The sequence below is a fragment of the Roseiarcus fermentans genome, from assembly GCF_003315135.1.
GTDB classification, from domain to species: Bacteria; Pseudomonadota; Alphaproteobacteria; order Rhizobiales; family Beijerinckiaceae; genus Roseiarcus; species Roseiarcus fermentans.
Genome location: NZ_QNRK01000044.1, coordinates 31,858 through 55,570 on the forward strand (window position 1 = coordinate 31,858; position 23,713 = coordinate 55,570).

The 23,713-nt window shown below is 69.0% G+C and carries 25 protein-coding genes; 17 read left to right on the forward strand and 8 right to left on the reverse strand.

The features are described 5' to 3' along the window. Positions 1-46: 46 nt before the first annotated feature. The 13 genes from nifK (at position 47) to nifW (ending at position 11,245) form a co-directional block, all read left to right on the forward strand. A complete protein-coding gene (gene nifK / locus DFR50_RS27345; protein ID WP_113892797.1) occupies positions 47-1,582 on the forward strand; it encodes a nitrogenase molybdenum-iron protein subunit beta in 1,536 nt (511 codons plus the stop codon). A gap of 71 nt (positions 1,583-1,653) precedes the next feature. Next, a complete protein-coding gene (gene nifE, locus DFR50_RS27350; protein WP_113892799.1) occupies positions 1,654-3,138 on the forward strand; it encodes a nitrogenase iron-molybdenum cofactor biosynthesis protein NifE in 1,485 nt (494 codons plus the stop codon). Positions 3,139-3,379: 241 nt separating this feature from the next. After that, positions 3,380-4,768, forward strand: coding sequence for a nitrogenase iron-molybdenum cofactor biosynthesis protein NifN (nifN, locus tag DFR50_RS27355; RefSeq protein WP_113892801.1), 1,389 nt, complete (start codon positions 3,380-3,382; stop codon positions 4,766-4,768). Continuing rightward, entirely contained in the window at positions 4,731-5,228 is a 498-nt protein-coding gene (nifX, locus tag DFR50_RS27360; RefSeq protein WP_113892803.1) for a nitrogen fixation protein NifX, read from the forward strand. The genes nifN and nifX overlap by 38 nt, the downstream gene beginning before the upstream one ends. Before the next feature lie 5 nt (positions 5,229-5,233). Continuing rightward, positions 5,234-5,695: a NifX-associated nitrogen fixation protein gene (locus DFR50_RS27365; protein ID WP_113892805.1), complete on the forward strand. Its 462-nt coding sequence runs from the start codon at positions 5,234-5,236 to the stop codon at positions 5,693-5,695. A gap of 134 nt (positions 5,696-5,829) precedes the next feature. Continuing rightward, positions 5,830-6,030 carry a CCE_0567 family metalloprotein gene (locus DFR50_RS27370; protein WP_113892807.1) on the forward strand — a complete coding sequence of 67 codons (201 nt, stop codon included), beginning with the start codon at positions 5,830-5,832 and terminating at the stop codon, positions 6,028-6,030. Then, positions 6,030-6,347 (forward strand): ferredoxin III, nif-specific, encoded by a 318-nt coding sequence (gene fdxB / locus DFR50_RS27375; RefSeq protein ID WP_113892809.1) that lies wholly within the window; start codon positions 6,030-6,032, stop codon positions 6,345-6,347. Before DFR50_RS27370 ends, fdxB begins: the two co-directional genes overlap by 1 nt. A 153-nt stretch (positions 6,348-6,500) precedes the next feature. Beyond that, a complete protein-coding gene (locus tag DFR50_RS27380; RefSeq protein ID WP_113892811.1) occupies positions 6,501-7,118 on the forward strand; it encodes a nitrogen fixation protein NifQ in 618 nt (205 codons plus the stop codon). A 599-nt stretch (positions 7,119-7,717) separates the two neighbouring features. Then, the gene (locus tag DFR50_RS27385; protein ID WP_113892813.1) at positions 7,718-8,059 is read left to right on the forward strand and encodes an iron-sulfur cluster assembly accessory protein; all 342 of its coding nucleotides are present in this window, start codon (positions 7,718-7,720) and stop codon (positions 8,057-8,059) included. A gap of 26 nt (positions 8,060-8,085) precedes the next feature. Beyond that, positions 8,086-8,469, forward strand: a complete 384-nt coding sequence (locus tag DFR50_RS27390; protein WP_245428180.1) for a NifU family protein — start codon at positions 8,086-8,088, stop codon at positions 8,467-8,469. Positions 8,470-8,480: 11 nt separating this feature from the next. Further along, positions 8,481-9,677, forward strand: coding sequence for an aminotransferase class V-fold PLP-dependent enzyme (locus DFR50_RS27395; RefSeq protein WP_113892816.1), 1,197 nt, complete (start codon positions 8,481-8,483; stop codon positions 9,675-9,677). Next, positions 9,670-10,848, forward strand: a complete 1,179-nt coding sequence (nifV, locus tag DFR50_RS27400) for a homocitrate synthase (protein ID WP_113892819.1) — start codon at positions 9,670-9,672, stop codon at positions 10,846-10,848. The genes DFR50_RS27395 and nifV overlap by 8 nt, the downstream gene beginning before the upstream one ends. 19 nt (positions 10,849-10,867) lie before the next feature. Beyond that, on the forward strand, positions 10,868-11,245 hold the full coding sequence (nifW, locus tag DFR50_RS27405) for a nitrogenase stabilizing/protective protein NifW (RefSeq protein WP_113892821.1): 378 nt from the start codon (positions 10,868-10,870) through the stop codon (positions 11,243-11,245). Positions 11,246-11,425: 180 nt separating this feature from the next. Here nifW and DFR50_RS27410 read toward each other — a convergent pair whose 3' ends face one another. After that, positions 11,426-11,827, reverse strand: coding sequence for a c-type cytochrome domain-containing protein (locus tag DFR50_RS27410; protein WP_170153421.1), 402 nt, complete (start codon positions 11,825-11,827; stop codon positions 11,426-11,428). 508 nt (positions 11,828-12,335) lie between these two features. Between DFR50_RS27410 and DFR50_RS27415 the strand changes: the two genes are divergently transcribed. From DFR50_RS27415 to DFR50_RS27430, 4 genes are read left to right on the forward strand one after another with little or no spacing between them, the layout of a single operon-like run. Then, entirely contained in the window at positions 12,336-13,187 is an 852-nt protein-coding gene (locus tag DFR50_RS27415; protein ID WP_113892825.1) for an electron transfer flavoprotein subunit beta/FixA family protein, read from the forward strand. 11 nt (positions 13,188-13,198) lie between these two features. Further along, positions 13,199-14,302: an electron transfer flavoprotein subunit alpha/FixB family protein gene (locus DFR50_RS27420; protein ID WP_113892827.1), complete on the forward strand. Its 1,104-nt coding sequence runs from the start codon at positions 13,199-13,201 to the stop codon at positions 14,300-14,302. Between the two features lie 14 nt (positions 14,303-14,316). Next, positions 14,317-15,621 carry an FAD-dependent oxidoreductase gene (locus DFR50_RS27425; RefSeq protein WP_113892829.1) on the forward strand — a complete coding sequence of 435 codons (1,305 nt, stop codon included), beginning with the start codon at positions 14,317-14,319 and terminating at the stop codon, positions 15,619-15,621. Between the two features lie 28 nt (positions 15,622-15,649). After that, complete coding sequence (locus DFR50_RS27430) at positions 15,650-15,940, forward strand: ferredoxin family protein (protein ID WP_210209057.1); 291 nt, start codon at positions 15,650-15,652, stop codon at positions 15,938-15,940. 189 nt (positions 15,941-16,129) lie between these two features. On the opposite strand, the gene DFR50_RS27435 is transcribed toward DFR50_RS27430, so the two are convergent. The 7 genes from DFR50_RS27435 to DFR50_RS27465 all read right to left on the reverse strand — a co-directional run bounded on the left by DFR50_RS27435 (position 16,130) and on the right by DFR50_RS27465 (position 23,620). Next, positions 16,130-17,074 carry a PEP-CTERM sorting domain-containing protein gene (locus tag DFR50_RS27435; RefSeq protein ID WP_113892831.1) on the reverse strand — a complete coding sequence of 315 codons (945 nt, stop codon included), beginning with the start codon at positions 17,072-17,074 and terminating at the stop codon, positions 16,130-16,132. A gap of 490 nt (positions 17,075-17,564) precedes the next feature. Next, entirely contained in the window at positions 17,565-18,140 is a 576-nt protein-coding gene (locus DFR50_RS27440) for a 2-oxoacid:acceptor oxidoreductase family protein (RefSeq protein WP_113892833.1), read from the reverse strand. A gap of 160 nt (positions 18,141-18,300) precedes the next feature. After that, positions 18,301-19,149: a 2-oxoacid:ferredoxin oxidoreductase subunit beta gene (locus DFR50_RS27445; RefSeq protein WP_113892835.1), complete on the reverse strand. Its 849-nt coding sequence runs from the start codon at positions 19,147-19,149 to the stop codon at positions 18,301-18,303. Further along, positions 19,146-20,279 (reverse strand): 2-oxoacid:acceptor oxidoreductase subunit alpha, encoded by a 1,134-nt coding sequence (locus DFR50_RS27450; RefSeq protein WP_113892836.1) that lies wholly within the window; start codon positions 20,277-20,279, stop codon positions 19,146-19,148. Before DFR50_RS27450 ends, DFR50_RS27445 begins: the two co-directional genes overlap by 4 nt. A 213-nt stretch (positions 20,280-20,492) precedes the next feature. After that, positions 20,493-21,413: a 2-oxoacid:acceptor oxidoreductase family protein gene (locus DFR50_RS27455; protein ID WP_113892838.1), complete on the reverse strand. Its 921-nt coding sequence runs from the start codon at positions 21,411-21,413 to the stop codon at positions 20,493-20,495. Continuing rightward, on the reverse strand, positions 21,410-23,209 hold the full coding sequence (gene iorA / locus DFR50_RS27460) for an indolepyruvate ferredoxin oxidoreductase subunit alpha (RefSeq protein WP_113892840.1): 1,800 nt from the start codon (positions 23,207-23,209) through the stop codon (positions 21,410-21,412). The genes DFR50_RS27455 and iorA overlap by 4 nt, the downstream gene beginning before the upstream one ends. Positions 23,210-23,419: 210 nt before the next feature. Next, entirely contained in the window at positions 23,420-23,620 is a 201-nt protein-coding gene (locus DFR50_RS27465; RefSeq protein ID WP_113892842.1) for a hypothetical protein, read from the reverse strand. Positions 23,621-23,713: the final 93 nt, after the last annotated feature.

Genomic DNA, 23,713 nt, shown 5'->3' on the forward strand with positions numbered 1-23,713 from the left:
TCCGGCGCCGCCGTATGGCGCGGCCCGGCGACAGAGGAATATTGCGATGCCACAGTCAGCAGAAAAGGTGCTCGATCACGCCCCGTTGTTCCGCGAGCCGGAATACCAGGACATGTTCGCCAAGAAGAAGATGTTCGAATGCGGCGTCGGCGACGCCAAGGTCGCCGAGCAGGCCGATTTCACCAAGACCTGGGACTACCGCGAGCAGAACCTCGCCCGCGAAGCGCTGGTCGTCAACCCGGCCAAGGCGTGCCAGCCGCTCGGCGCCGTGTTCGCCTCGGCCGGCTTCGAGCGGACGATGAGCTTCGTCCACGGCTCGCAGGGCTGCGTCGCCTACTATCGCTCGCATCTGTCGCGCCACTTTAAGGAGCCGTGCAGCGCGGTCTCCTCGTCGATGACGGAAGACGCCGCGGTGTTCGGCGGCCTCAACAACATGGTCGACGGCCTCGCCAACACCTACTCGCTCTACGCCCCGAAGATGATCGCGGTGTCGACCACCTGCATGGCGGAAGTCATCGGCGACGACCTGCATTCCTTCATCGAGACCGCCAAGAACAAGGGCTCGGTGCCGAAGGAGTTCGACGTCCCGTTCGCCCATACGCCGGCCTTCGTCGGCAGCCATGTCGACGGCTACGACGTAGCGGTCAAGGGCATCCTCGAGCACTTCTGGAAGGGCGCCGAGCGCACCGCCAACGGCGCGATCAACATCATCCCCGGCTTCGACGGTTTCTGCGTCGGCAACAATCGCGAGCTGAAGCGTCTGCTCGACGCGATGGGCGTCGACTACACCATCCTGTCCGACGCCTCCGACCAGTTCGACACGCCCTCCGACGGCGAGTTCCGCATGTATGACGGCGGCACCAAGATCGACGACGTCAAGGCGGCGCTCAACGCCAAGGCGACCGTGTCGCTGCAGCGCTGGAACACCCGCAAGACGCTCGACTACGCCGAGAGCGTCGGCCACGAGACCGCGTCCTTCCACTATCCGATGGGCGTGCGCGCGACCGACGAGCTTCTCATGAAGATCTCGGCGCTCTCGGGCAAGGCGATCCCGGAGTCGATCCGCCTCGAGCGCGGCCGCCTCATCGACGCCATGGCCGACAGCCAGGCCCATCTGCACGGCAAGAAGTATGCGATCTACGGCGACCCGGACTTCGTCACCGCGATGGCGCGCTTCGTGATGGAGACCGGCGGCGAGCCGATCCACTGCCTCGCCACCAACGGCACGAAGGCCTGGGAAGAGGAGCTTCGGCCGATCCTCGACGCTTCGCCGTTCGGCAGGGACGCCAAGATCTGGGCCGGCAAGGACCTGTGGCACCTGCGCTCGCTGCTGTTCACCGAGCCGGTGGACCTGTTGATCGGCAGCTCCTACGGCAAGTATCTCGAGCGCGACACCGGAACGCCGCTGGTGCGCCTGACCTTCCCGATCTTCGATCGCCATCACCACCACCGCTTCCCGCTGTGGGGCTATCAGGGCGGCTTGCGGGTTTTGACGACGCTCCTCGACAAGGTGTTCGACAAGCTCGACGCCGACACCATCGTCCCCGGCAAGACGGACTACTCGTACGACCTGACCCGGTGACGACACCGTGCGGTCCCGGGCGCCCTTGAGCGCCCGGGGCCGCGCACCCCTCCTTCGAGAAGGCAAGCCCCATGTCGAGCCAAGCGCGCGTCCAGGCCCTTTTTCAGGAGCCGGCCTGCGAAACCAACCGAGCCAAGGACGCCAACGCGCGCAAGAAGGGCTGCTCGAAGCCGTTGACGCCGGGCGCGGCCGCGGGCGGCTGCGCTTTCGACGGCGCCAAGATCGTGCTGCAGCCGGTGACGGACGTCGCCCATCTCATCCACGGACCGCTCGCCTGCGAAGGCAATTCCTGGGACAACCGCGGCGCGGCCTCGTCCGGCCCGGGCCTGTGGCGCATGAGCTTCACCACCGACCTCACCGAACTCGACGTGGTGATGGGCCAGGGCGAGAAGAAGCTGTTCAAGGCGATCCGGGAAATCATCGAGGCGCACCGGCCGCCGGCCGTGTTCGTCTACGCCACCTGCGTCACCGCGCTGATCGGCGACGATTTCGACGCCGTGTGCTTCCGCGCCTCCGAGCGCTTCGGTACGCCGGTCGTGCCGGTGCACGCCCCCGGCTTCGTCGGCTCGAAGAACCTCGGCAACAAGCTCGCCGGCGAAGCCCTGCTCGACCATGTGATCGGCTCGCACGAGCCCGACGACGTGTCGCCGATGGACGTCAACATCCTCGGCGAGTTCAACCTCGCCGGCGAATTCTGGATGGTGAAGCCGCTGCTCGAGAAGCTCGGCATGCGGGTGCGCGCCTGCGTGCCGGGCGACGCGCGCTATCTCGACATCGCCGGCGCGCACACGGCGCGCGTCAACATGATGGTGTGCTCGACCGCGCTGATCACGCTCGCCCGCAAGATGGAGGAGCGCTGGGGCATCCCCTGGTTCGAGGGCTCGTTCTACGGCGTCTCCGACACCTCGGAGGCGCTGCGCCAGCTCGCGACGCTGCTGGTGCGCGAGGGCGCCGAGCGCGCGCTGCTCGATCGCACGGAAATCCTGATCGCCGAAGAGGAGGCGCGGGTCTGGCGGCGGCTCGAACCGTACCGCAAGCGTCTCTCCGGCAAGCGCGTGCTGCTCAACACCGGCGGCGTCAAGTCCTGGTCGGTGGTGGCGGCCCTTCAGGAGATCGGCGTCGAGATCGTCGGCACCTCGACCAAGAAGTCGACCGACGAGGACAAGGCGCGCATCAAGGCGCTGCTCAAGGACGAGAAGCACGCCTTCGACGCGATGGCGCCGCGCGACCTCTACGCCATGCTCGCCGGCGGCAAGGCCGACATCATGCTGTCGGGCGGCCGCACCCAGTTCATCGCGCTGAAAGCCAAGACGCCCTGGCTCGACATCAACCAGGAGCGCCATCACCCCTACGCCGGCTACGACGGTATGGTCGAGATGGTGCGCCAGATCGACCTCGCCATCCACAATCCCGTCTGGGAGGCCGTGCGCGCGCCCGCCCCCTGGGACCTGCCCGCCGGCGGCAGGATCGCGGCGGTCGACGACGACGCCGATTTCGTCGCGCGCACGCGCAGGAAGTTCGCCGCGACCACCGCCGACGACATGGGCGAGTGCTGACCATGCGGGCGAGCCCGATCCGCGCCGGCATCGATGTCGTGACGCTCCTCCTTCTCCGCGAAGCGGGGAAGGCGCCGCCGAAGGCGACGGATGGGGTGCGGAAAGCAGGACGCTCCCCCCGCAAGCTCGCAGCAAGGTTCGTGCAATCCGCCCAACGGCGACGCTGCGGCCCACACCCCATCCGGCCCTTCGGGCCGCCTTCCCCAGCAAGCTGGGGAAGGAGTCGACGCTGGAGTCCCCGATGACCACCATCCTTCCCGTCTCGAAGGCGGCGAGCGTCAATCCGCTGAAGTCGTCGCAGCCGCTCGGCGCGGCGTTCGCCTATCTCGGCGTCGCCGGCGCGGTGCCGCTGTTCCACGGCTCGCAGGGCTGCACCTCCTTCGCCCTGGTGCTGTTCGTGCGCCACTTCAAGGAGACGATCCCGCTGCAGACCACCGCGATGGACGAGGTCGCGACCATCCTCGGCGGCGCCGACCACCTGGAGGAGGCGATCCTCAACCTCAAGGCGCGCGCCAAGCCGGCCTTCATCGGCGTCGCGACGACCGCGCTGGTCGAAACGCGCGGCGAGGACTTCGCCGGCGAGATCGCCGCGATCCGGGCGCGCCGCGCCGTCGAGCTCGACGGAACCGAGATCGCCCTCGCCAAGACGCCGGATTTCGACGGCGCGATCGAGGAGGGCTGGTCGAAGGCGGTCGTGGCGATGATCGAGGCGATGGCCCGCCGCGAGGTCCTGTCCCGGCGCAACGCGCGCCGGGTGAACATCCTGCCCGGATCGCACCTGACGGTCGCCGACATCGAGCACATCCGCGCGCTGGTCGAAGCGTTCGGCCTCGAACCCGTCGTCTTTCCCGACATCTCCGGCGCGCTCGACGGGACGGTGCCGGAGCGCTGGATTCCGACCACCTACGGCGGAACGGCGATCGACGACATCCGCTCGCTCGGCGACGCGCGCTTCACCATCGCCATCGGCGAGCACATGCGCGCCGCGGCCGAGCGCATCCAGGCGTTCACCGGCGTCGACTACGCGCTCTTCCGCCATCTCCACGGCCTGAAGGCGGTCGACCGTTTCGTCGCCCTGCTGACCGAACTCTCGGGCAGGACCGCGCCGGCCTCGATCCGCCGCAGCCGCGCGCAACTGCAGGACGCCCTGCTCGACGGCCACTTCCACTTTTCCGGCAAACGGGTCGCGATCGCCGCCGAACCGGACCTGCTCTACGGGCTCGCCAGCTTCTTCGTCGGCATGGGGGCCGAGATCCACGCCGCCGTCACCACGACCGGCCACTCGAAAGTCCTCGACCACGTCCCCTGCGAAGCCGTCAAGATCGGCGACCTCGGCGACTTCGAGGCGATGGCCGAGGGCGCCGACCTTCTCGTCACCCACAGCCACGGCCGCCAGGCCTCCGAGCGCCTCGGCGCGCCGCTGATGCGGGTCGGCTTCCCGATCTTCGACCGGCTCGGCAGCCAGCACAAGCTGCGGGTCGGCTACCGGGGCGCGCGCGACCTGATCTTCGAAGCCGCCAACATCTTCGAGGGCGCCCGCCACGACGTGACGCCCGATTCCCTCAACCCGTTCCTCAACCGGGAGATGACCGATGGCCGCCGTGCGGCGTCTGCAAATCGTCAACACTGACGACGAAGCCCCGACCCGGCGGCCGCCGGCCTCGGGAATCGTGCGGGTCGCCATCGCGACACGCGACATGAAGGGTCTCAACGCGCATTTCGGGTCGGCGCCGAAGTTCGCCATCTACGACGTGACCAGGGACGGCTGGGAGTTCGTCGAGGCGGTCGGCTTCGGCGACACCTCCGACGAAACCGGCTCGCACAAGACCGACGGCGACGACAAGATCGGCCCGAAGGTGGCGGCGCTCGAGGGCTGCCATCTCCTGTTCTGTCTGGCCATCGGCGGCCCGGCGGCCGCCAAGGTGGTGTCGGCGCGCATCCACCCGATCAAGACGCCGCAGGCCGCCCCGATCGCCGACGTGCTCGAGCGCACCCGCGCCATGCTCGCCGGCTCCCCGCCGCCGTGGCTGCGCAAGGTGCTGGCGAGCGCCGGCGTCGGGCCGGCCAAGCCCGACTTCGAAGAGGATTGAACCGCATGACTGACACGACCGCGAAGCCTGCCGGCCTCGATTCGCCCTTCGTCAAGACCCTGATCGGCGTGTGGCGCGCCGAGGACGCCTATGGCGTGTGGGAGAAATTTCCCGACTCCAAGGTGCTCAAGGACTTCATCGTCACCAAGGAGCAGCGGCGGGAGATCCCGATCATCGGCGATCCCGACCCCGACGTCATGAACCGGGTCGAGAAGTTCTACATCGCCGTCGGCCTCGACATCGAACGCGTCACCGGCCGCATGGCCTCGCCGATGATGAAGATGTCGCACGAGGGGTTTGGCCGGGTGATCCTGACGGTGGGCCGCCTCGTCGTCATCTCGAAGAGCCTCAGGGACATCCACCGCTTCGGCTTCGAAAGCTTCGAGAAGCTGGCCGAGGCCGGCGAAAAGCTGGTCGACGAGGCCTGCAAGTGGATCGACGCCTACCCCAACGTCGTCGACGTCTGAAACCACCCATGGCCGTCCTTGCGGGCGCGCAGCGACGAAGCAACCGATCTCCCCGCCGGCGCGGCGCGGCATGGATTGCTTCGCCTTCGGCTCGCAAGGACGCTGTTCTTCTGGAAACGTTAGGAGGCAAACCCATGTCCGACGCTGACGCGCTCAAGGCGGAGATCAAGAAGCTGTCCGCGAGAGCGACCAACGCCAAGATGAACCTGCACGACCTGTCCGAGGAACTGCCGGTCAACTGGACGTCGATCCCGGAGGTCGCCAAGGCTGCCTACGACGCCTTCGTCGCGCTCGAGGCCGCCCGCAAGACGCTCGCGAAACTGGAGGCGGTGTGATGCCCTTCACCACCCGTGACGGCTCCGACTGGACGCCGGAATACCTGACGGCGATCAACCCCGACAAGTGCATCGGCTGCGGCCGCTGCTTCAAGGTGTGCTCCCGCGACGTCATGCACCTGCACGGCGTCGACGAGGACGGCGCGTTGCTCGGCAAGATCACCGGCGACGACGACGACGACGATTTCGACGGCGAGCTGAACCGCAAGATCATGGTCATCGACAACGCCGGCGCCTGCATCGGCTGCGGCGCCTGCTCGCGCGTGTGCCCGAGCAATTGCCAGACGCACGCCCCGGCCGAGGCGGTCGGCGCGTAAGGTTCGCGACAGGCGCCGATCTTGCAGCGCGTCGACAGCGCCCTGTAGAGCGGTCGCCGACCGCGTCCGCCGCGGTCACGCGGGCGACGGGCGCGCCGATACAGGCCCTCGGGCGCGGCCGCCGGTCGCGCCCGGCGTTGCACGGGAGCAACCATGTTCGACGAGCGCTATGCCGCCCTGCGCGCCGCGCAGACTCCGAAGGCCGACGACGGCGCCGCCTTCGACGATCATGTCTTCGCCTGCGTCCTGGCGACCGGACTGACCGAGGAGGCGGCCGGAATCGCGAGCCTGACCGACGCCCTCGGCCTCACCGGCGCGGCGCTCGCCCGCCTCATCGCCACCCGCTTTCCGCTCGGCGCGCTGCCGTTCCCCCTGTGGAGGGAGGGCGAGCCGGCGCTCGAGGACGAGGAAGTCCTGCTGCGCGCGCTGCTCGCCGATCACCGCGCCCGCGACGACGAGGCCGCCTCCTGGCTGGTCGCGATCCTTTCGCGCCGGTCGATGCGCGACGACCACCTGTGGCAGGACCTCGGCCTGTTCAATCGCGGCGAACTCGGGCGCCTGCTGGCGCGCCACTTCCCGAAACTGCACGACGGCAATGTCCAGAACATGCGCTGGAAGAAATATTTCTATCGCCGCATCTGCGATCTCGAGGGCTTCAGCCTGTGCTCCGCGCCGCACTGCTCGGTGTGCAGGGATTTTTCCTCGTGTTTCGGCGACGAGGACGGGATCAGCCGCCTCGCCCAGACGAGCCGCGCGCTGACCGCCGCATAAAGCCGGCCGCCGGCGCCCGCGCCGCCGCGTGCGCTCCGAAGTGTGGGCGCGCGCGTAGCGGGACGGGTCTTCGGCGCCGACATGGCCAACGACCTCCTGCATCCACACAACTCGGGGCGGGCGCCCTCTTCCCCAGCTTTGCTGAAGCTTTGCTGGGGAAGGTGGCGCCAAGCGCCGGATGGGGTGTGGGCCGTGGCGTGACTCTCGACCGGATCACACGGACGGCGCCGCCCACGGCGCACCCTCTACCCTTCCGTGCTTGCCGTGCACCGACGGCGCAAGCCGCATTGCATGACCGTCGGCGCGAAGCCTTCAACGCGGCGTCCTGCTTTCCACACCCCATCCGGCCCTGCGGGTCCCCTTCCCCAGCAAGCTGGGGAAGGGGGGCGCTCATGTACGATCCGGTTAGATCGCTGGCGGAAAGACCGGATGCATCGCGGCCGGTTTCGGACAACGCCCCCGACAATCCCGCCCGCGACCGGGCGATTGTCGCATCTGCGACAGGGCCGAAAAGCCCGGAAAACCGGCGTCGGAACAAGCTTTTGGCGCTTGGCACGGAGCGTGCATCGGCAGTCGCGTCAGAGCATACCGGAGGCCCCATGATCCACCTGACCGACAACGCCGTGGCCGCGATCAAGACCGCGCTCTCGCGCGCCTCGGAGAACGCCGCGCCCGACGCCCCCTCCGCCGAGGGGCTGCGCATCATGGTCCAGACCGGCGGCTGCGCCGGCTTCAAATACATGATGGGCCTCGAGGCCCGCACCCGCGACGGCGACGAGGTCGTGCATCAGGACGGCGTCGTCCTGTTCATCGACGGCGAGTCGCAGGCCCATCTCGCCGGCATGACGGTTGACTTCGTCGCCGGCCTGGAGAGCTCCGGCTTCGTGTTCGACAACCCGAACGCCGCGTCGAAGTGCTCCTGCGGCAAGTCCTTCTCCTGACGCCTGAACGGATGCGGAGCCCACCCATGTTCGAAGCTGCGCCGAGCGACCTGCCTTCCTTCGACGACCAGCCTCCGCGCCCCGAGCGCGTGCGCCTGATCGACATGCAGCGCCGTCCGTCCGTGGCGAGGGCGCCGCAGCCGGCCGGTCCGGCCTGCGCTCCGCGGCCGGCGCGCAACCTCGACAGGCCGGAGCATCTCGCCGCGATCGAGGCCGCCCTCGCCGAGCTCCGCCCGCGCCTTCAGGCCGACGGCGGCGATTGCTGCCTCGTCGGCGTCGAGGGGGACGTGGTGCGCATCCGGATGAGCGGCGCCTGCTCCGGCTGCCAGCTCGCCTCGATGACCGTGCTCGGCGTGCGCATGAAGCTGATCGAGAAGCTCGGTTTCCCGGTCAAGGTGGTTCCCGTCTGAAGGGCGAGGCAATGCGGGCCGTCTACCTGGACAACAACGCGACGACCCGTCCCGATCCCGACGTCGTCGCGGCGATGCTGCCCTATCTCGTCGAGCATTTCGGCAACCCGTCCTCGGCGCACGCCTTCGGCGCGGCGAGTCGTCAAGGCATGAAGACCGCGCGCGAGCGCGTCGCCGCCCTCGTCGGCGCCCGTTTCGCCGACGAGATCCTGTTCACCTCCGGCGGAACGGAAAGCGACAACGCAGCGATCCGCGCCGGCCTCGCCGCGAAGCCCGACCGGAACGAGATCGTCGTTTCGGCTGTCGAGCATCCCGCGATCCTGGCGCTGGTCGGGCGGCTCGAGGCGGAAGGACGGATCCGGGTCCGTCGCATCCCCGTCCTGCCCTGCGGCTGCCTCGACCGCGAGCTTTATCGCGCCGCGCTCTCGCCGCGCGTCGCGATCGTCTCGATCATGTGGGCGAACAACGAGACCGGCGTCGTTCATCCGGTCGAGGCGCTCGCCGAGGAGGCGAAGGCGGTCGGCGCGATCTTTCACACCGACGCGGTGCAGGCCGCGGGCCGCGAGCCGATCGACGTCGACCGAAGCGCGATCGACCTCCTGTCTCTGTCCTCGCACAAGCTCCACGGCCCGAAGGGCGCGGGCGCGCTCTACGTGCGCCGCGGCTTCCGGTTCACAGCCCTGATCTCCGGCGGAAAGCAGGAGCGCGCGCGCCGCGGCGGCACCGAGAACGTCCCGGCCATCGTCGGCTTCGGCAAGGCTGCGGAGATCGCGGCGCCTCGACTGCGCGGCGACGCCGCGCGCATGCGGGCGCTGCGCGATCGTCTCGAGGGCGGTCTCATCGGACGCATCCGCGACGCCCTCGCGCTCGGCGCGCGCGCAGCGCGCCTGCCCAACACCAGCGCGATCGCCTTCGCCGATGTCGAGGCCGAGGCGGTCGCGACCATGCTCGCCCGCGAAGGGATCGCGGTCTCGACCGGCTCCGCATGCTCGGCCGGCTCGAACGCGCCCTCGCACGTGCTGAAGGCGATGGCCGGGCCGATGGCGGAATTCGGCGCCGTTCGCTTCTCGCTGTCGCGCGACAGCGACGACGACGACATCGACCGGGCGCTGTCGGTCGCGCCCGAGATCGTCGCCCGGCTTCGCCGCGGCGCGCCGCGCGCCGCCGTCGCCAGGACGCCGGACCAACCCGAGGTCGCCCATGTTTGAAGCGCGCGCGTCGTCGCCGAAACGAGACGTCTGGATCAACGACACCACGCTGCGCGACGGCGAGCAGACGCCGGGCGTCGCCTTCACGCTGGCGGAAAAGGTCGCGATCGCCGAGGCGCTGGCCGAAGCCGGCGCGCCGGAACTGGAAGCGGGAACGCCGGCGATGGGCGACGAGGAGATCGAGACGCTGCGCGTCCTCGCCTCGCGCGGTCTCGGGCTTCGCGTGCTCGCCTGGTGCCGCATGGGCAAGGCCGACATCGACGCCGCGCGCCGCGCCGGCGTCGACGCGGTGAACCTGTCGATCCCGGCGTCCGACCGTCTGCTCAGCGTCAAGCTCGGGCTCGACCGGGCCGAGGCGCTGGAACGGGTGCGCCGCTACGTGCCGATGGCGCTCGACGCCGGCTTCGAGGTGGCGGTCGGCGCCGAGGACGCGTCGCGCGCCGACCCGGACCATCTGCTGCGGCTCGCCGAGACCGTGGCCGAAGCGGGCGCGTTCCGGTTGCGGCTGGCGGACACCGTCGGCGCCCTCGATCCGTTCCGGGCGCACGACCTGGTCGCGCCGATCGCCCGCGCGTCCGATCTCGCCATCGAGTTTCACGGCCACGACGACTACGGACTCGCGACCGCCAACACGCTGGCCGCGGTGCGCGCCGGCGCGACCCACGTGTCCGTGACGGTCGGAGGGATCGGCGAGCGCGCCGGCAACGCCTGCCTCGCCGAGGTCGCGGCGGCGCTCGAAGGCCTGCACGGCCTGAAGACCGGCCTCGACCTCGCGCGGCTTCCAGCGCTCGCCGAGCGCGTCGCGCGCGCCTCCGGCCGCCCGGTCCCCGACGGCAAGGCGATCGTCGGGCGCGACGTGTTCGCGCACGAATCCGGCATTCACGTCGCCGGACTGCTGGTCGACCCCGAAACCTATCGCGGCGCCGATCCGAAATTGTTCGGCCGGCGCCACCGCATCGTCATCGGCAAGCATTCCGGGGCCAAGGCGCTCGCCCATGCGCTCGGCGAGCACGGCGTCGAGCTCCCCCCGCTGGTGGCGGCCCGACTGATTCCGCTGGTGCGGAGCCTGGCGACACGCAGGAAGCGCGCGCTGTCGATCGACGAGGTCCTTCGCCTGCACGAGCAAGCCTGCGCCGCGACAGCGGCCCAGGACCACCCCCGCCGGTTCTGACCGTCACAAGGAGATCGACATGTCCTGTTCGCTCGACGACAAACCCATCGACCCGACCGATATCGCCAAACGCCTGAAGGGCCTGTCCTCGGCCGAGGACTTCTTCGCCACCCTCGGCGTGACCTACGACGAAGCGGTGCTGCGGGTCGCCAGGCTGCACATCCTCAAGCGGATGGGCGAATATCTGGCCGGCGACGACCTCGAGGGGTTGCCGGACCTGGTCGCGGCCGCCCGCGCCAAGGCGGTGCTGGCGCGCGCCTACGCCGATTTCGAATCGTCCTCGCCGCTGGCGCAGCGGGTGTTCAAGGTGCTCAAGGAGCACGATCCGGAGCGGCCGGTTCCGCCCAAGACCGCGTTCGTGGCGCTCGACGAGATCGCGCCGCTTCCGTCGCGCTGACAGCCGCCTTTCGCGCGATCCTCGACCCGTCAGCGCGCGGCGAGGCGCACATCGCCTCGCCTGCGGGGCTTCGGGCGACGCGCGGCGTCCGGGCTGGCGGTCGCCGGCCCGGGGCAGACGTCCAATTCCGAGTTGCGCCGGGGCGATGGTATAGCGCGACGCCCGAGCGACGCCCGGCGCTCAATTGTTCTTCGCGCCTTCGAAAATCCAGGACCAGATATTCTGGCGAAGGCAGTTGGGCAGCGGCCTGTGCTGGAACGGCATCTGGATCTTGGCGTCGCCGTTGACCAGCCTGAAGAGGTTGCTGACATCGGGCTTGCCCGCGATCACCATGGGCCCGTACTTGGTCCCTTTCATCATTCCTTCATAGGTTGTGAGATCCAAGCCGCTGGCGTTGTAACCTTCGCCTCCGGGCTGGTGGCATGACACGCACCAGCCCCTCAGGATGGGAGCGATGTCCTCTGAATAGCTCAACTGCGGTTGCGCGGCGCAGGCGTGCCGGATCGGCGCCAGACTGGCGGCGCCGGCTATGACGAACCCGCCCGCAACCATGCCGGCGAGCGTGATGCTCAGGCGCTTCATGTTACTCTCCCTGAAACTGCGGTTGCATCGCCCGTCCACTCGCCGCGCAATTTGCCTTGTCTTTGTAGACATGCGGCGCTCGAAAGGACGGGCACGGAGAGAACTCCGGCCCCAGCCGTCAGAGAGTGCGCGGCCGGCCCCGGGGGATGCCCATTTGAGCAGAAGGCGCGATCCTTCGTTATACGTATTAACCCTCATGGCGGCGATGAACGCCCCGCCCTGAGCGCCCCTTCGCGGTCTGCAGCCCTCCCCATCCCGCCGCTCGGCGCCGGTCCGGCGCGCCGCTGCCGACCAGTTCGCCGGGGAACGCTCGGACCCGGAGCGCTCCACACGCCAGGGCGACCCGTGAACCAAAGCGTGTCGCGTTCCCGACAGCGCCGCGTCGCGAAGGGCGGCAAACGATCGGGCCGACGCCGACACGACCGATGAATCGAATAGGAATCAAAGGCCTGATCGGTTGGCACAACCTGTGCATCCGAGGTTCCGAACCGTCGTCGCGGAGGCGCGCATGCATTTCGTAGTCTGCATCAAACAGGTTCCGGACTCGGCCCAGATCCGGGTGCATCCGGTCACCAACACGATCATGCGCCAGGGCGTGCCGACGATCATCAACCCGTATGATCTGTTCTCGCTCGAGACCGCGTTGCGTCTGCGCGACGAGATGGGCGGCGAGGTGACGGTGCTGACGATGGGGCCGCCCTCCGCCGAAGACGCGCTGCGCAAGGCGTTGACCTACGGCGCCGACCGGGCGGTGCTGCTGACCGACCGCTTCTTCGCCGGGTCGGACACGCTCGCGACCAGCTATGCGCTCGCCCAGGCGATCCGAAAGATCGGCGACGCCTGGGGCGCCCCCGACATCGTGTTCGCCGGCAAGCAGACCATCGACGGCGACACCGCGCAGGTCGGCCCGGGAATCGCCCGCCGTCTGGAGCTCAACCAGCTCACCTACATCTCACGGGTGACGAAGGTCGACGCCGAGGCGCGCACGGTGGAACTCGAACGCCGCGCCGAGGGCGGGACGCAGGTTCTGTCCTCCTCGCTCCCCTGCCTCGTCACCATGCTCGAGGGCTCGGCCGAAATCCGGCGCGGCTCCATGGCGGGCGCCTTGCGCGCGGCGCGCGCCGAGATCACGACCTGGAGCGCCGCCGACGCCGGCATCACCGATCTCTTGAAGTGCGGCCTGCGCGGCTCGCCGACGGTCGTCAAACGCGTGTTCGCCCCCGCGCCGCGCGCCGAGAAGGCGAAGCAGATCGAGGTGAAGGCCAAGTCGCGCGAGACCGCCGACGACCTGATCGAAGCCCTGTTCGAGGCGAAGCCCGCGATGCAGGCCGATCTCGAACAGCTCGCCGCCGGTTTGTGAGGAGAAACACGATGTCCGACGCGCCCAAGACCGCCGCAGCGCCCAGCCGGGCGGCGATGAAGAAAGAGCTGCCGGAACATTTCAAGGCCTACAAGCACGTGTGGGTGATGGTCGAACTCGAGCGCGGCCACGTCCACCCGGTGTCGTGGGAGCTGATGGGCGAAGCGCGCAAGCTCGCCGACAAGCTCGGCGTCGACGTCGGCGCCGTCGTGATCGGCGCGCCGGACGCGGGAGCGCGCGAGGCGGCGGCCGAGAGCTTCGCCTATGGCGCCGACGTCGTCTACCTGGTCGAGAATCCGATCCTCGCCGAGTACCGCAACGAGTCCTACACCCGGACGCTGACCGAGCTGGTCAATACCTACAAGCCGGAGATCCTGCTGCTCGGCGCGACCAATCTCGGACGCGATCTGGCGGGCTCCGTCGCCACCACCCTGCTGACCGGGCTGACCGCCGACTGCACCGAACTCGCCGTCGACGCCGACAAGTCGCTCGCGGCGACGCGGCCCACCTTCGGCGGCTCGCTGCTGTGCACCATCTACACCCTCAATTTCCGCCCGCAGATGGCGACGGTGCGCCCGCGCGTGATGCGGATGCCCGAGCGTCACGAGGGCCGTATCGGTCGGGTGGTCGAGCACGCCGTCGCCCTCGAGGAAGAGAGCATCGTCACCAAGGTGCTCAAGTTCCTCCCCGACCGCTCGTCGCAGACGTCGAATCTCGCCTATGCGGACGTCGTCGTCGCGGGCGGGCTCGGCCTGCAAAACGGCGAGAACCTGCAGCTCGTGCGGGCGCTGGCCAACGTGCTCGGCGGCGAATGGGGCTGCTCGCGCCCCTGCGTGCAAAAAGGCTGGGCGCCGGCCGAAAGGCAGATCGGCCAGACCGGCAAGACGATCCGGCCGAAGCTCTACATCGCCGCCGGCATCTCGGGCGCGATCCAGCACCGCGTCGGCGTCGAGGGCGCGGACCTGATCGTCGCGATCAACACCGACCGCAACGCGCCGATCCTCGATATCGCCCACTTCGCGGTCGCGACCGACGCCATCCGTTTCCTGCCCGCGCTGACCGAGGCGTTCCGCGCGCGCATTTCTCCGCACGCCAATGACCGGCTCGCCGGCTGAAGGAGACGAGGTCCATGGTCGAGAAGTTCGATTGCATCGTCGTCGGCGCCGGCATGTCCGGCAACGCGGCGGCCTACACCCTGGCGAAGAAGGGCCTTTCGGTCCTTCAGCTCGAGCGCGGCGAATATTCCGGCTCGAAGAACGTCCAGGGCGCGATCATGTACGCCGACATGCTGGAGACGATCATCCCCGACTTCCGCGAGGACGCTCCGCTCGAGCGGCATCTGATCGAGCAGCGCTTCTGGATGATGAGCGAGAACGCGCACACCGGCGTCCACTATCGCTCCGACTCCTTCAATGAGGAACGGCCGAACCGCTACACGATCATCCGTTCGCAGTTCGACAAATGGTTCTCACGCAAGGTGAAGGAAGCCGGCGCCATCGTGCTGACCGAGACGACCGCGCTCGAACTGATCTTCGACGCCTACGGCGCCTGCGTCGGGGTGCGCACCGACCGCGAAGGCGGGCTCGTGCATGCCGACGTGGTCGTGCTCGCCGAAGGCGTCAACGGCCTGCTCGGCAGCCGCGCCGGCCTGCGCGAGCCGCCGAAGCCGGAAACGGTGGCGCTCGCGGTCAAGGAGATGCACTTCCTGCCGCAGGAGACGATCGAGGCCCGCTTCAACGTCAAGGGCGACGAGGGCGTGGTGATCGAGGCCGCCGGCGCGGTGTCGGCGGGCATGACCGGCATGGGCTTCGTCTACACCAACAAGGAATGCCTGTCGGTCGGCATGGGCTGCCTCGTCTCCGACTACGCCCGGTCGGGCGAGACGCCCTATGGCCTGTTGGAGAAATTCAAGGCGCATCCGTCGATCAAGCCCTTGCTCGAAGGGTCCGAGGTCAAGGAATATTCCGCCCATCTGATCCCGGAGGGCGGCTACAAGGCGGTCCCGCAGCTATGCGGCGACGGCTGGGTGGTCGTGGGCGACGCGGCCCAGCTCAACAACGCCGTGCACCGCGAAGGCTCGAACCTGGCCATGACCTCCGGCCGCATCGCCGCCGAGGCGATCTTCCAGGTCAGGAGCCGCAAGGAGAAGATGACCAAGGCCAATCTCAAGCGCTACCCGGACGCGCTCGAGGCCTCGTTCGTGATGAAGGACCTGCGCAAGCACAAGGACATGCCGGCGCTCCTGCACACCAACTCGCGCAATTTCTTCCTCACCTATCCGGAGCTCGTCGCCAAGGCGATGGAGAACTTCGTGCGCGTCGACGGCACGCCGAAGAAGGAGAAGGAATCGGCGACTTTCGCGGCGTTCCGCAAGACCCGAGGTCTGGGCGGCCTCGTCAACGACGCGTTCAAGCTGGCGCGCGCCTGGCGCTGACACTCTGTTTCGGGAAGGAGTCTCCCCCATGACCATGACTGTTCGGGTCGAAGAGAAGCTGTATCAGAACCGCTACGTCGTCGACGCCGGGCGCGGCCACATCAAAGTCGCCGCGCACGACAAGCCCTCCGCCAACCTGCTCGCCATGATCAACCTCTGCCCGGCGGGATGCTACGCCCTGAACGAGAACGGCAAGGTGGAGGTGGCGACCGACGGCTGCTTCGAATGCGGCACCTGCCGGGTGCTGTGCGAACCGTCCGGCGATCTCGAGTGGAACTATCCGCGCGGCGGCTACGGCGTGCTGTTCAAGTTCGGCTGACGGGCTGGCTCCGGGCGACGGGCCGAGTCCGCCGCGCGGGCCCGGCCATCGTCGCCCCGAGTCCGACGCGACCGTTGGTCAGCGAGAAAGGGGCAGCGCCCTCGATGGACGCTGCCCCTCCTCTCGATCGCGCCGCCCCGACCTTCCCTCTTCGCCGGGCGTGCGGCGCCCTCGCCCGAGTCGTCGCCGTCAGAGCGCGATCGCGACGCTGCCGCGGCTCTTGCGGCCGCGATAGCCGGCGAAGCCGAGGCCGGCGAAGCCGAGGCCCAACATCGCCCAGGTCGAGGGTTCCGGGACCGCCTCGACCGCGAGGATCGCCGAGTTCGACCCGAGCAGCGGGTAGGCGCCGTTCTCCGAACTCTGCGTGGCGACCCAGTAGTTGGCGCCGTCGCCGACCACCTGGCTGATCAGCCCGTTGACGTCTTGGCCGGTCTGGTTGTCGCCATAGAAGTACTCGAACGACGCGGACCCGCCAGCGGCGATCGTGCCCACGGAGACCTTGATGCCGGCGCCGACGTCCCCGGTCTGGTTGCACCCGGCCGCGCAGGAATCCGAGTAGGCGATCTGCGGATTGGGGTTCTCGAAGCCGTTGTAGCTCGAATCGACGACGTCAGTGGGCCCCGTGATGGAATTTGCGAACGTGTTCTCGTTGAACGCGGTCGGCGCGACGTCGAAGTCCACGTTGCGCTGGAACTGGACGTCGGTCAACGCGGCGCCCGAATTGTTGAGCAGCGTCACATAGTCGACAAGAACGTTCGACTGCAGGAAGGTGAAGGTCTGGGTGATGAACAGGCCGGCGATCGTCGAGCTCGAGATCGTAACGGCAGCCGATCCAGCGTAGACCGACTGAACGCTGGTCGTGTTTTTCAATCCGTAGTAGGATGCGTCCGCGTAGGCGTAGCCCAAATTCGTCGAAACGCCCCACGAGTCGCGACCAATGCCCGCCGCGATCGGGTCGAACCCGTCGGAGTTGCGGCTCAGCCCGACGCCGGAATTGTACACTTCCCCCTGGTTGCTGATGCCGGCGGTATACTTGCCGTCAGTGCTGGTGATGGTCTGCGCCTGAGCGGACGCGGCCGTCAGAGCGAGGCCGGCGGCGCCGGCGAGAGCGAGAATCGCAGTCTTGCTGGTCATTGGAATCCCCTGAAGAATGTCAACTGCTTTTGTTCGGCGGAGGGTAGCGCCTCGCGGCGATGCTCCCTCCGACGATTCGGGCACAACGTCTGGTTGCGCCCCATTTCAACCGCAAGTTGTGGAGCGAGTCAATGACAGCAACTTCAGGTAGTGAACAATTCCAATTCCGTTCCGACGCCCAAACGTGCATGAATGAGACAGAGACGAGAATTTCCTTGTCCCGCTAAGCAATTGCCGAGACCGGAATTCCCTTCCTCGCGGCGACGTTTCGACCCTGCCGCTGATTGCGCGGTTGTGGCGCGGCTCGACGCCCACAACCGCGGCGTGTTCCGCCTCCCCCGTGGAGTCCCCGGACAAGCCCGCCGACGTCGAACGGCGCGGCCTTCTCCATCCCCGGGTCCGCGGCGGCGGGCGCTGTTTCCCGGCCGCTTCCGGGCGCGCGCCGTCCCGACGTCCAGCGCCGTGCGCCCTGCCCGCGAAAACCGCGCGGCTACGCTTCGGCCGTCGACGCCCCCAGCCCCCTGACCAGCGCCAGCCCTTCGCGGACTGCGGCGAGGTTGAGGTCGGCGTATTTCGCCGGCGTCTCCAGCCGCACCGCCTGCTCCAGGGCGTCGTCGCCGACCAGGCGTCCAAGATGCGCGAGGGCGCCGAGCGCCACGACGTTGGCGATGCGGGGACTGCCGGTCTCGACGGCCCGGCCCAGGATCGGCAGCACGTGCAGGTCGAAGCCTTCGCGCGGCGGATCGGGCGTGAGCCGCTCGTCGACGATCACCAGCGCGCCCGGCCTGAGCAGCGGCAGCGAGCGGTCGAGACCCACCTGCGACAGCGCAGCGACCATGTCGAGCCGGGTCGCGAGCGGATAATCCCCCAACTCGTCCGACACCACGAGGTCAGAGTAGCAGAAGCCCCCGCGCGAGGTCGGCTCGTAGCTCTGCGACTGCGCCGCCCGTTTGCCCTCGAGGGCGAGCGCGCGAAACAGGATGTGCATCCCGGTGATGAGCCCCTGCCCGCCGCTGCCGGCAAGGCGGATTTCCGCGCGATGCGGATGGGGGACGTGGACGTTCATGGGAGACTCTTTCCGTATCCGCGCGGACCAGCCAATCGCGCCCCCTCTCCCCGCCTGGCGGGGTGAGGGGCGTCGGGGATTGGCCGCGGCGGCTCATCCCCAGCGCCCCTCATCCTGACCTTCTCCCCGCAAGCGGGGAGAAGGGACCTTGGCGCCGGTCTCATCCCTTGGCCTTCGCTTTCGCCCGCTCGGCCGCGGCGCGTTCGCGATAGACCCGGCCGTATTCCGGGCGATCGCGCTGCACGAGAACGCCGGCGCGCAGGCGATTGGGCCGGAACGGCTCGTCGGCGGCGTTGCCGAACGCCTCCGGGCGCATGTCGCTCTTCTGCGCCAGGATCATCTCGGGCGACTCGCCGAGGTCGTTCTTGCGCCCGTAGATCTCGGTGCAATCCGACAGGACCTCGATGAACGCAAAGCCCTCGTGCGCGAGGCCCGCCTTGATCACCGACTTCAGCGCCGGCGCCTGGCGCGTCACCTCGCGGCCGACGAAGCTCGCGCCGGCGGCGTCGGCGAGGCGGCAGGCGTCGAAGGTCGGCTCGGCGTTGCCGTGCGGCGTGGTGGTGGTGAGGCGATCGATGGCGGTCGTCGGCGACACCTGGCCGCCGGTCATGCCGTAGACCTCGTTGTTGAGCATCAGACAGGTGATGTCGAGGTTGCGCCGGCAGGCGTGGATCAGGTGGTTGCCGCCGATCGCCAGGCAGTCGCCGTCGCCGGTGATGACCACCACCGTGAGATCGGGGCGGGCGAGCTTGAGGCCGGTGGCGAAGGCGAGCGGCCGCCCGTGCGTCGTATGGAAGGTGTTGGCGTCGATATAGGCGCCGACGCGGCCCGAGCAGCCGATGCCCGACACCACCGCGAGCCGGTTCTTGTCGACGCCGAGCTCGTGCACGGCCCACAGGAGACAGCGCAGTGCGATGCCGTGGCCGCAGCCGGGGCACATGAAATGCGGCATCATCTCGAGCCGCAAATAGTCCTTGATGTCGAAATTCGTACGCACAGCCTCGTTCATGCGGCGATCTCCCGGATGCTTCGGGCGATGTCGGCGGGCGGGATCGGCTCGCCGTCGATCCGGTTCAGGCGCGCCACCCTGCCGCGGCCGAGAATCCGTTCGACTTCGAGCGCGAGCTGGCCGGCGTTCATTTCGGCCACGAGCACATGGCGGGCCTTGGCAGCGGCCTCGATCAGCGCCTGTTCCGGGAAGGGCCACAGCGTGACCGGCCGGAACAGGCCCGCCCGGGCGCCGGCCGAGCGCAGGTCCTGCGCGGCGCGCCGCGCAGCCCTGGCGACGATGCCGACCGCGACGATCAAAACCTCGGCGTCCTCGACCTCGAATGTCTCGGTCCGCTCGATGCGGTCGCGGTTCTGTTCGATCTTGTCGAGAAGCCGCCGCGTCGCCCGCGCGGCGAGGTCGGGCTTCTGGGTCGGGAAGCCGTCGGCCATATGGGTGAGGCCGGTCACGTGGACGCGATGACCGTCGCCCGGGCGCGCCATCGGCGGCACGAGGTCCTCGGTCTCGGCGTAGGGCTGGAAGCCTTGCTCGTCGCCGCGCGCAAACTTGCGCGTGACCGTCGCCACCGTGCGGCGCTGCGGGATGACGACCGACTCGAGCAGATGCGCGATCGTCTCGTCGTAGGCGACGATCACGGGGGTGCGGAATTCCTCCGCCAGGTTGAAGGCGCGGATCGTCTCGTCGTAGATCTCCTGCACCGAGGCGGGGGCCAAAACGACGATCGGATGGTCGCCGTGCGTTCCCCAACGCGCCTGCATGATGTCGCCCTGCGAGGGCCGTGTCGGCATCCCGGTCGAGGGGCCGCCGCGCATCACGTTGACGATCACGCAGGGCGTCTCGGTCATCGCGGCGTAGCCGAGATTTTCCTGCATCAGCGAGAAGCCCGGCCCGCTCGTCGCCGTCATCACCTTCACGCCGCCGAGGGACGCGCCGATCACCGCGGCGAGCGAGCCGATCTCGTCCTCCATCTGGATGAACACGCCGTCGACGCGGGGCAGTTCGCGCGACAATTGCTCGGCGATCTCGGAGGAGGGCGTGATCGGGTAGCCGGCGAAGAAGCGGCAGCCGGCGGCGATTGCCGCGAGCGCGCAGGCGCGGTTGCCGTGCAGGGCGGCGAGCGAGGGAGTCATCGTTGTCCCGATGAAGTCGGAGGTCCGCGCCTCCCTTCTCCCCTTGCGGGAGAAGGTGGCCGCGAAGCGGCCGGATGAGGGGTCGGCGCCGGAAGGCGCGCGGTCGTACGGCGCTGCCGCGCCCGACCCCTCACCCCCGGCCCCTCTCCCGCAAGGGGAGAGGGGAGACGACGGCGGTCCGCCAAAACTCCCAAGAGCGTTCTCATTTCGTGCCTAAGCCCCCGCCGCTTCGCGCACCGCCGTGCGGACCTCGATCGCGAAGTCCGGGCAGAGCCACTCGCACACCCGGCAGCCGGTGCAGGCGTGCGGCGCCTTCAGAAAGGCTACCTGCTCGGCGTCGAGCACGAGGCAGCGCTCGGGGCAGAGTTTGACGCAGATGTCGCAGCCCTTGCACCACGCGGCGTTGATGACGAGCGCGACCGACATGTCGGGGGCGTCGGCGGGCCTCGCCCGCGGGACGAATCCGGCGTCGAAGCGCAGCGTCGGGTCGTCGCGCGCCGCTTCCGCCCAGGCGCGGCCGGCCCGGAAGGCCTCGAGGTTGATCGCGCGCGACTTTGGCGGCGTCAGCGCGTCGAGCACCGCGAGCCAGTCGGCTGCGGGCATGTCGAGCGAGGTCGACAGCACGCCGAGCAGCACGGTGTTGGCGGCGCGGGGTTCGCCGAGCGTCGTCGCGATCGCGGTCGCGTCGAGGGCGAACCCCTCGCCCACCTTCTCCAGCGCTTCCGCCGGCGTTTCCCGCGCGTAGGCCATCGGCGCGCCGTGGCGGCGCGACCGGCAGGCGAACGGCGGCACGATGCGCCGGGTGTCGGCGATGAAGACGCCGGTCTCCGGCCGAAGGTAGTCGATCCAGCGCAGGCCCTCGGCCCATTCGAGCGCGATCAGCGCGTCGGCCTCGCCGCGCGCGATGGTCGGCGACCACACCTCGACGCCGAAGCGGATGTGGCTGAACACCGCGCCGCCGCGCTTGGCCATGCCGTGGACTTCGCTCTGCTTGACCTGAAGGCCCTGCTTCTGGCCGATCAGCGCCAGCGCCTTCGAGATCATCAGCACGCCCTGGCCGCCGACGCCGACGATCATCACGTTCAGCGCGCGCGTCGCGGCCGCCGCCTGCTCCCCCTTCGGCTCGGCCCTCATGCCAGGGCCATCGGCTGGATGCAGTCGGTCGGGCAGACCTGGGCGCACAGCGTGCAGCCGATACAGGCGGCGGCGTCGATCGCGACCCTGTGGCGGCCCTCGTAGAGCGCGTCCGACCAGATCAGCGCCGGGCAGCCGAGGTTCATGCACGACTGGCAGGCGACGCAGCGCTCCTCGGCCACCGCGAGCGGAGCGCCCTTGATCTTGACCGGATCGAGCACGCAGGGGCGCTCGGAGATCACCACCGAGACCCCCTTGTGCACGATCGCCTCGCGCAAAGTCTGGTACATGTGACCGATGTCGTAAGGGTCGACCCGGCGGATCCAGGTCACGCCGACGGCGCGGCAGATCGATTCGTAGTCGACCTTCGGCGCCGATTCGCCGCGCAGGGTGCGTCCGGTGCCCGGATGGTCCTGCCCGCCGGTCATCGCGGTGATCGCGTTGTCGAGGATGACGACGGTGACGTTGGCCTTGTTGTAGACGGCGTCGATCAGCGGCGGGATGCCGGAATGGAGGAAGGTCGAGTCGCCGATGGTGGCGACGATCGGCTTCTTCTCGCCGGCCGCCGCCATGCCGACGGCGTTGCCGATGCTCGCGCCCATGCAGACGGTGGTGTCGATCGAGCGCAGCGGCTCGACGGCGGCCAGCGTATAACAACCGATGTCGCCCGCGACCCGCGCGTCGATCCCGCGCAGCGCGAGGTAGGCGCCCGTGTGCGGGCAGCCGGCGCACAGCACCGGGGGCCGCGCCATCGGCTCGATGCCGAGCGATCTCGGCGCCGGCGCGGCTTCGGCGAGACCCGCCGCGGCGAGGCCGGCGCGCACCAGTTCCGGCGACAGTTCGCCTGCGCGGGGGAAGAACGCCTTGCCCTCGGCGGCAAGGCCCATGGCGCGGATGGCCGTCTCCAACGCCGGCTCCAGCTCCTCGACGACCAGCAGCCGGTCGACCGAGGCGGCGAAGGCGCGCAACGCTTCTTCCGGCAGCGGCCAGGCGGCGCCGAGCTTGAGAATCGAGGCGCGCGGAACGACCTCCTTCACATAGAGGTAGGCGGTCGAACCGGTGACGATGCCGAAGGTCCGGTCGCCCGTCTCCAGCCGCGTCAGCGGCGAGGTCTCGAGCCAGGCGGCGAGCTTCGCCTCGCGTTCGATCACCCTGGGGTGAAGCCTGCGCGCATTGGCGGGAATGGTGACGGTCTTGCCGGGGGCGTCGACGAAGCCCTTCGAGGGCCGCTCCGCGCGCGCGCCGACGCGCACGACCGAGCGGGTGTGCGACAGGCGCGTGGTCGAGCGCACGATCACCGGCGTGTCGAAGTCTTCCGAGATCTGGAAGGCGAGGCGGGTGAAGTCGCAGGCCTCCTGCGCGTCCGAAGGTTCGAGCACCGGCACGCCGGCGAAGCGGGCGAACAGGCGCGTGTCCTGCTCGTTCTGCGACGAGTGGATGCCGGGATCGTCGCAGACGACGAGCACGAGTCCGCCATGCGCGCCGATATAGGACTGCGACATCAGCGAGTCGGCGGCGACGTTGAGGCCGACGTGCTTCATGCAGGCGATCGCCCGGACGCCCGAGAGCGCGGCCCCGATGGCGACGTCGAGCGCGACCTTCTCGTTGGTCGACCACTCGGCATAGAGGTCGGCGGCCGGATAGCGGCCGAGCGATTCCAGGATCTCGGTCGAGGGCGTGCCGGGATAGGCGGCGGCGACCCGGACGCCCGCCTCCCAGGCGCCCCGCGCGATCGCCTCGTTGCCCATCAGCGGCAGGACGTCGGCGGACGGCTGCGGCCTGACCTGTCGGTTCATCGCATCTCCCCCCGAAAGCGGGAATTTTCCGTTTGCGCCGATTTCAGCGCCGCGCGCAACCGGGGCGGCGGCCGCGGGGGCGCGACAAATCGCAGCGGGGCGTCTGGGACTCCGCCGTTGCTGGACGATGTGATCTCGCGGTTCGCCGGCGCTTGATCGGAACGAGGCGATCGCGTCGAGACGGGAACGGCGAGCCGCAAGACCCGCTCGTCAGCGATCGTCGATCAGGACGACGCCGAGCGCGGCCAGGGAGGGCACGAGGCCGGCCAACCGAACAAGGTCGATGGCTCGAGTGGCCTTCAGCTTGGCCACGACGGCCCGGTCGTAAACCGCAATGCATTCGGCGGCGGTCAGGCGCGAAACATACAAGATCCCGTCCACGGCGAAGCGATCATGGATTTCCTGACTCATACGGTTTCCGCGTGATTGACTCGATGGTTGGGGATTCCTGAAGCGGAAACAGCGTGATAGATAGAAGGGCCATGATTCGCGGGAGGCGGGCAT

Bases quoted from the DNA above. Each gene is read 5' to 3' on its own strand.
- nifK (WP_113892797.1), top strand. From the start codon at position 47: ATGCCACAGTCAGCAGAAAAGGTGCTCGATCACGCCCCGTTGTTCCGC.
- nifE (WP_113892799.1), top strand. From the start codon at position 1,654: ATGTCGAGCCAAGCGCGCGTCCAGGCCCTTTTTCAGGAGCCGGCCTGC.
- nifN (WP_113892801.1), top strand. From the start codon at position 3,380: ATGACCACCATCCTTCCCGTCTCGAAGGCGGCGAGCGTCAATCCGCTG.
- nifX (WP_113892803.1), top strand. From the start codon at position 4,731: ATGGCCGCCGTGCGGCGTCTGCAAATCGTCAACACTGACGACGAAGCC.
- DFR50_RS27365 (WP_113892805.1), top strand. From the start codon at position 5,234: ATGACTGACACGACCGCGAAGCCTGCCGGCCTCGATTCGCCCTTCGTC.
- DFR50_RS27370 (WP_113892807.1), top strand. From the start codon at position 5,830: ATGTCCGACGCTGACGCGCTCAAGGCGGAGATCAAGAAGCTGTCCGCG.
- fdxB (WP_113892809.1), top strand. From the start codon at position 6,030: ATGCCCTTCACCACCCGTGACGGCTCCGACTGGACGCCGGAATACCTG.
- DFR50_RS27380 (WP_113892811.1), top strand. From the start codon at position 6,501: ATGTTCGACGAGCGCTATGCCGCCCTGCGCGCCGCGCAGACTCCGAAG.
- DFR50_RS27385 (WP_113892813.1), top strand. From the start codon at position 7,718: ATGATCCACCTGACCGACAACGCCGTGGCCGCGATCAAGACCGCGCTC.
- DFR50_RS27390 (WP_245428180.1), top strand. From the start codon at position 8,086: ATGTTCGAAGCTGCGCCGAGCGACCTGCCTTCCTTCGACGACCAGCCT.
- DFR50_RS27395 (WP_113892816.1), top strand. From the start codon at position 8,481: ATGCGGGCCGTCTACCTGGACAACAACGCGACGACCCGTCCCGATCCC.
- nifV (WP_113892819.1), top strand. From the start codon at position 9,670: ATGTTTGAAGCGCGCGCGTCGTCGCCGAAACGAGACGTCTGGATCAAC.
- nifW (WP_113892821.1), top strand. From the start codon at position 10,868: ATGTCCTGTTCGCTCGACGACAAACCCATCGACCCGACCGATATCGCC.
- DFR50_RS27410 (WP_170153421.1), bottom strand. From the start codon at position 11,827: ATGAAGCGCCTGAGCATCACGCTCGCCGGCATGGTTGCGGGCGGGTTC.
- DFR50_RS27415 (WP_113892825.1), top strand. From the start codon at position 12,336: ATGCATTTCGTAGTCTGCATCAAACAGGTTCCGGACTCGGCCCAGATC.
- DFR50_RS27420 (WP_113892827.1), top strand. From the start codon at position 13,199: ATGTCCGACGCGCCCAAGACCGCCGCAGCGCCCAGCCGGGCGGCGATG.
- DFR50_RS27425 (WP_113892829.1), top strand. From the start codon at position 14,317: ATGGTCGAGAAGTTCGATTGCATCGTCGTCGGCGCCGGCATGTCCGGC.
- DFR50_RS27430 (WP_210209057.1), top strand. From the start codon at position 15,650: ATGACCATGACTGTTCGGGTCGAAGAGAAGCTGTATCAGAACCGCTAC.
- DFR50_RS27435 (WP_113892831.1), bottom strand. From the start codon at position 17,074: ATGACCAGCAAGACTGCGATTCTCGCTCTCGCCGGCGCCGCCGGCCTC.
- DFR50_RS27440 (WP_113892833.1), bottom strand. From the start codon at position 18,140: ATGAACGTCCACGTCCCCCATCCGCATCGCGCGGAAATCCGCCTTGCC.
- DFR50_RS27445 (WP_113892835.1), bottom strand. From the start codon at position 19,149: ATGAACGAGGCTGTGCGTACGAATTTCGACATCAAGGACTATTTGCGG.
- DFR50_RS27450 (WP_113892836.1), bottom strand. From the start codon at position 20,279: ATGACTCCCTCGCTCGCCGCCCTGCACGGCAACCGCGCCTGCGCGCTC.
- DFR50_RS27455 (WP_113892838.1), bottom strand. From the start codon at position 21,413: ATGAGGGCCGAGCCGAAGGGGGAGCAGGCGGCGGCCGCGACGCGCGCG.
- iorA (WP_113892840.1), bottom strand. From the start codon at position 23,209: ATGAACCGACAGGTCAGGCCGCAGCCGTCCGCCGACGTCCTGCCGCTG.
- DFR50_RS27465 (WP_113892842.1), bottom strand. From the start codon at position 23,620: ATGAGTCAGGAAATCCATGATCGCTTCGCCGTGGACGGGATCTTGTAT.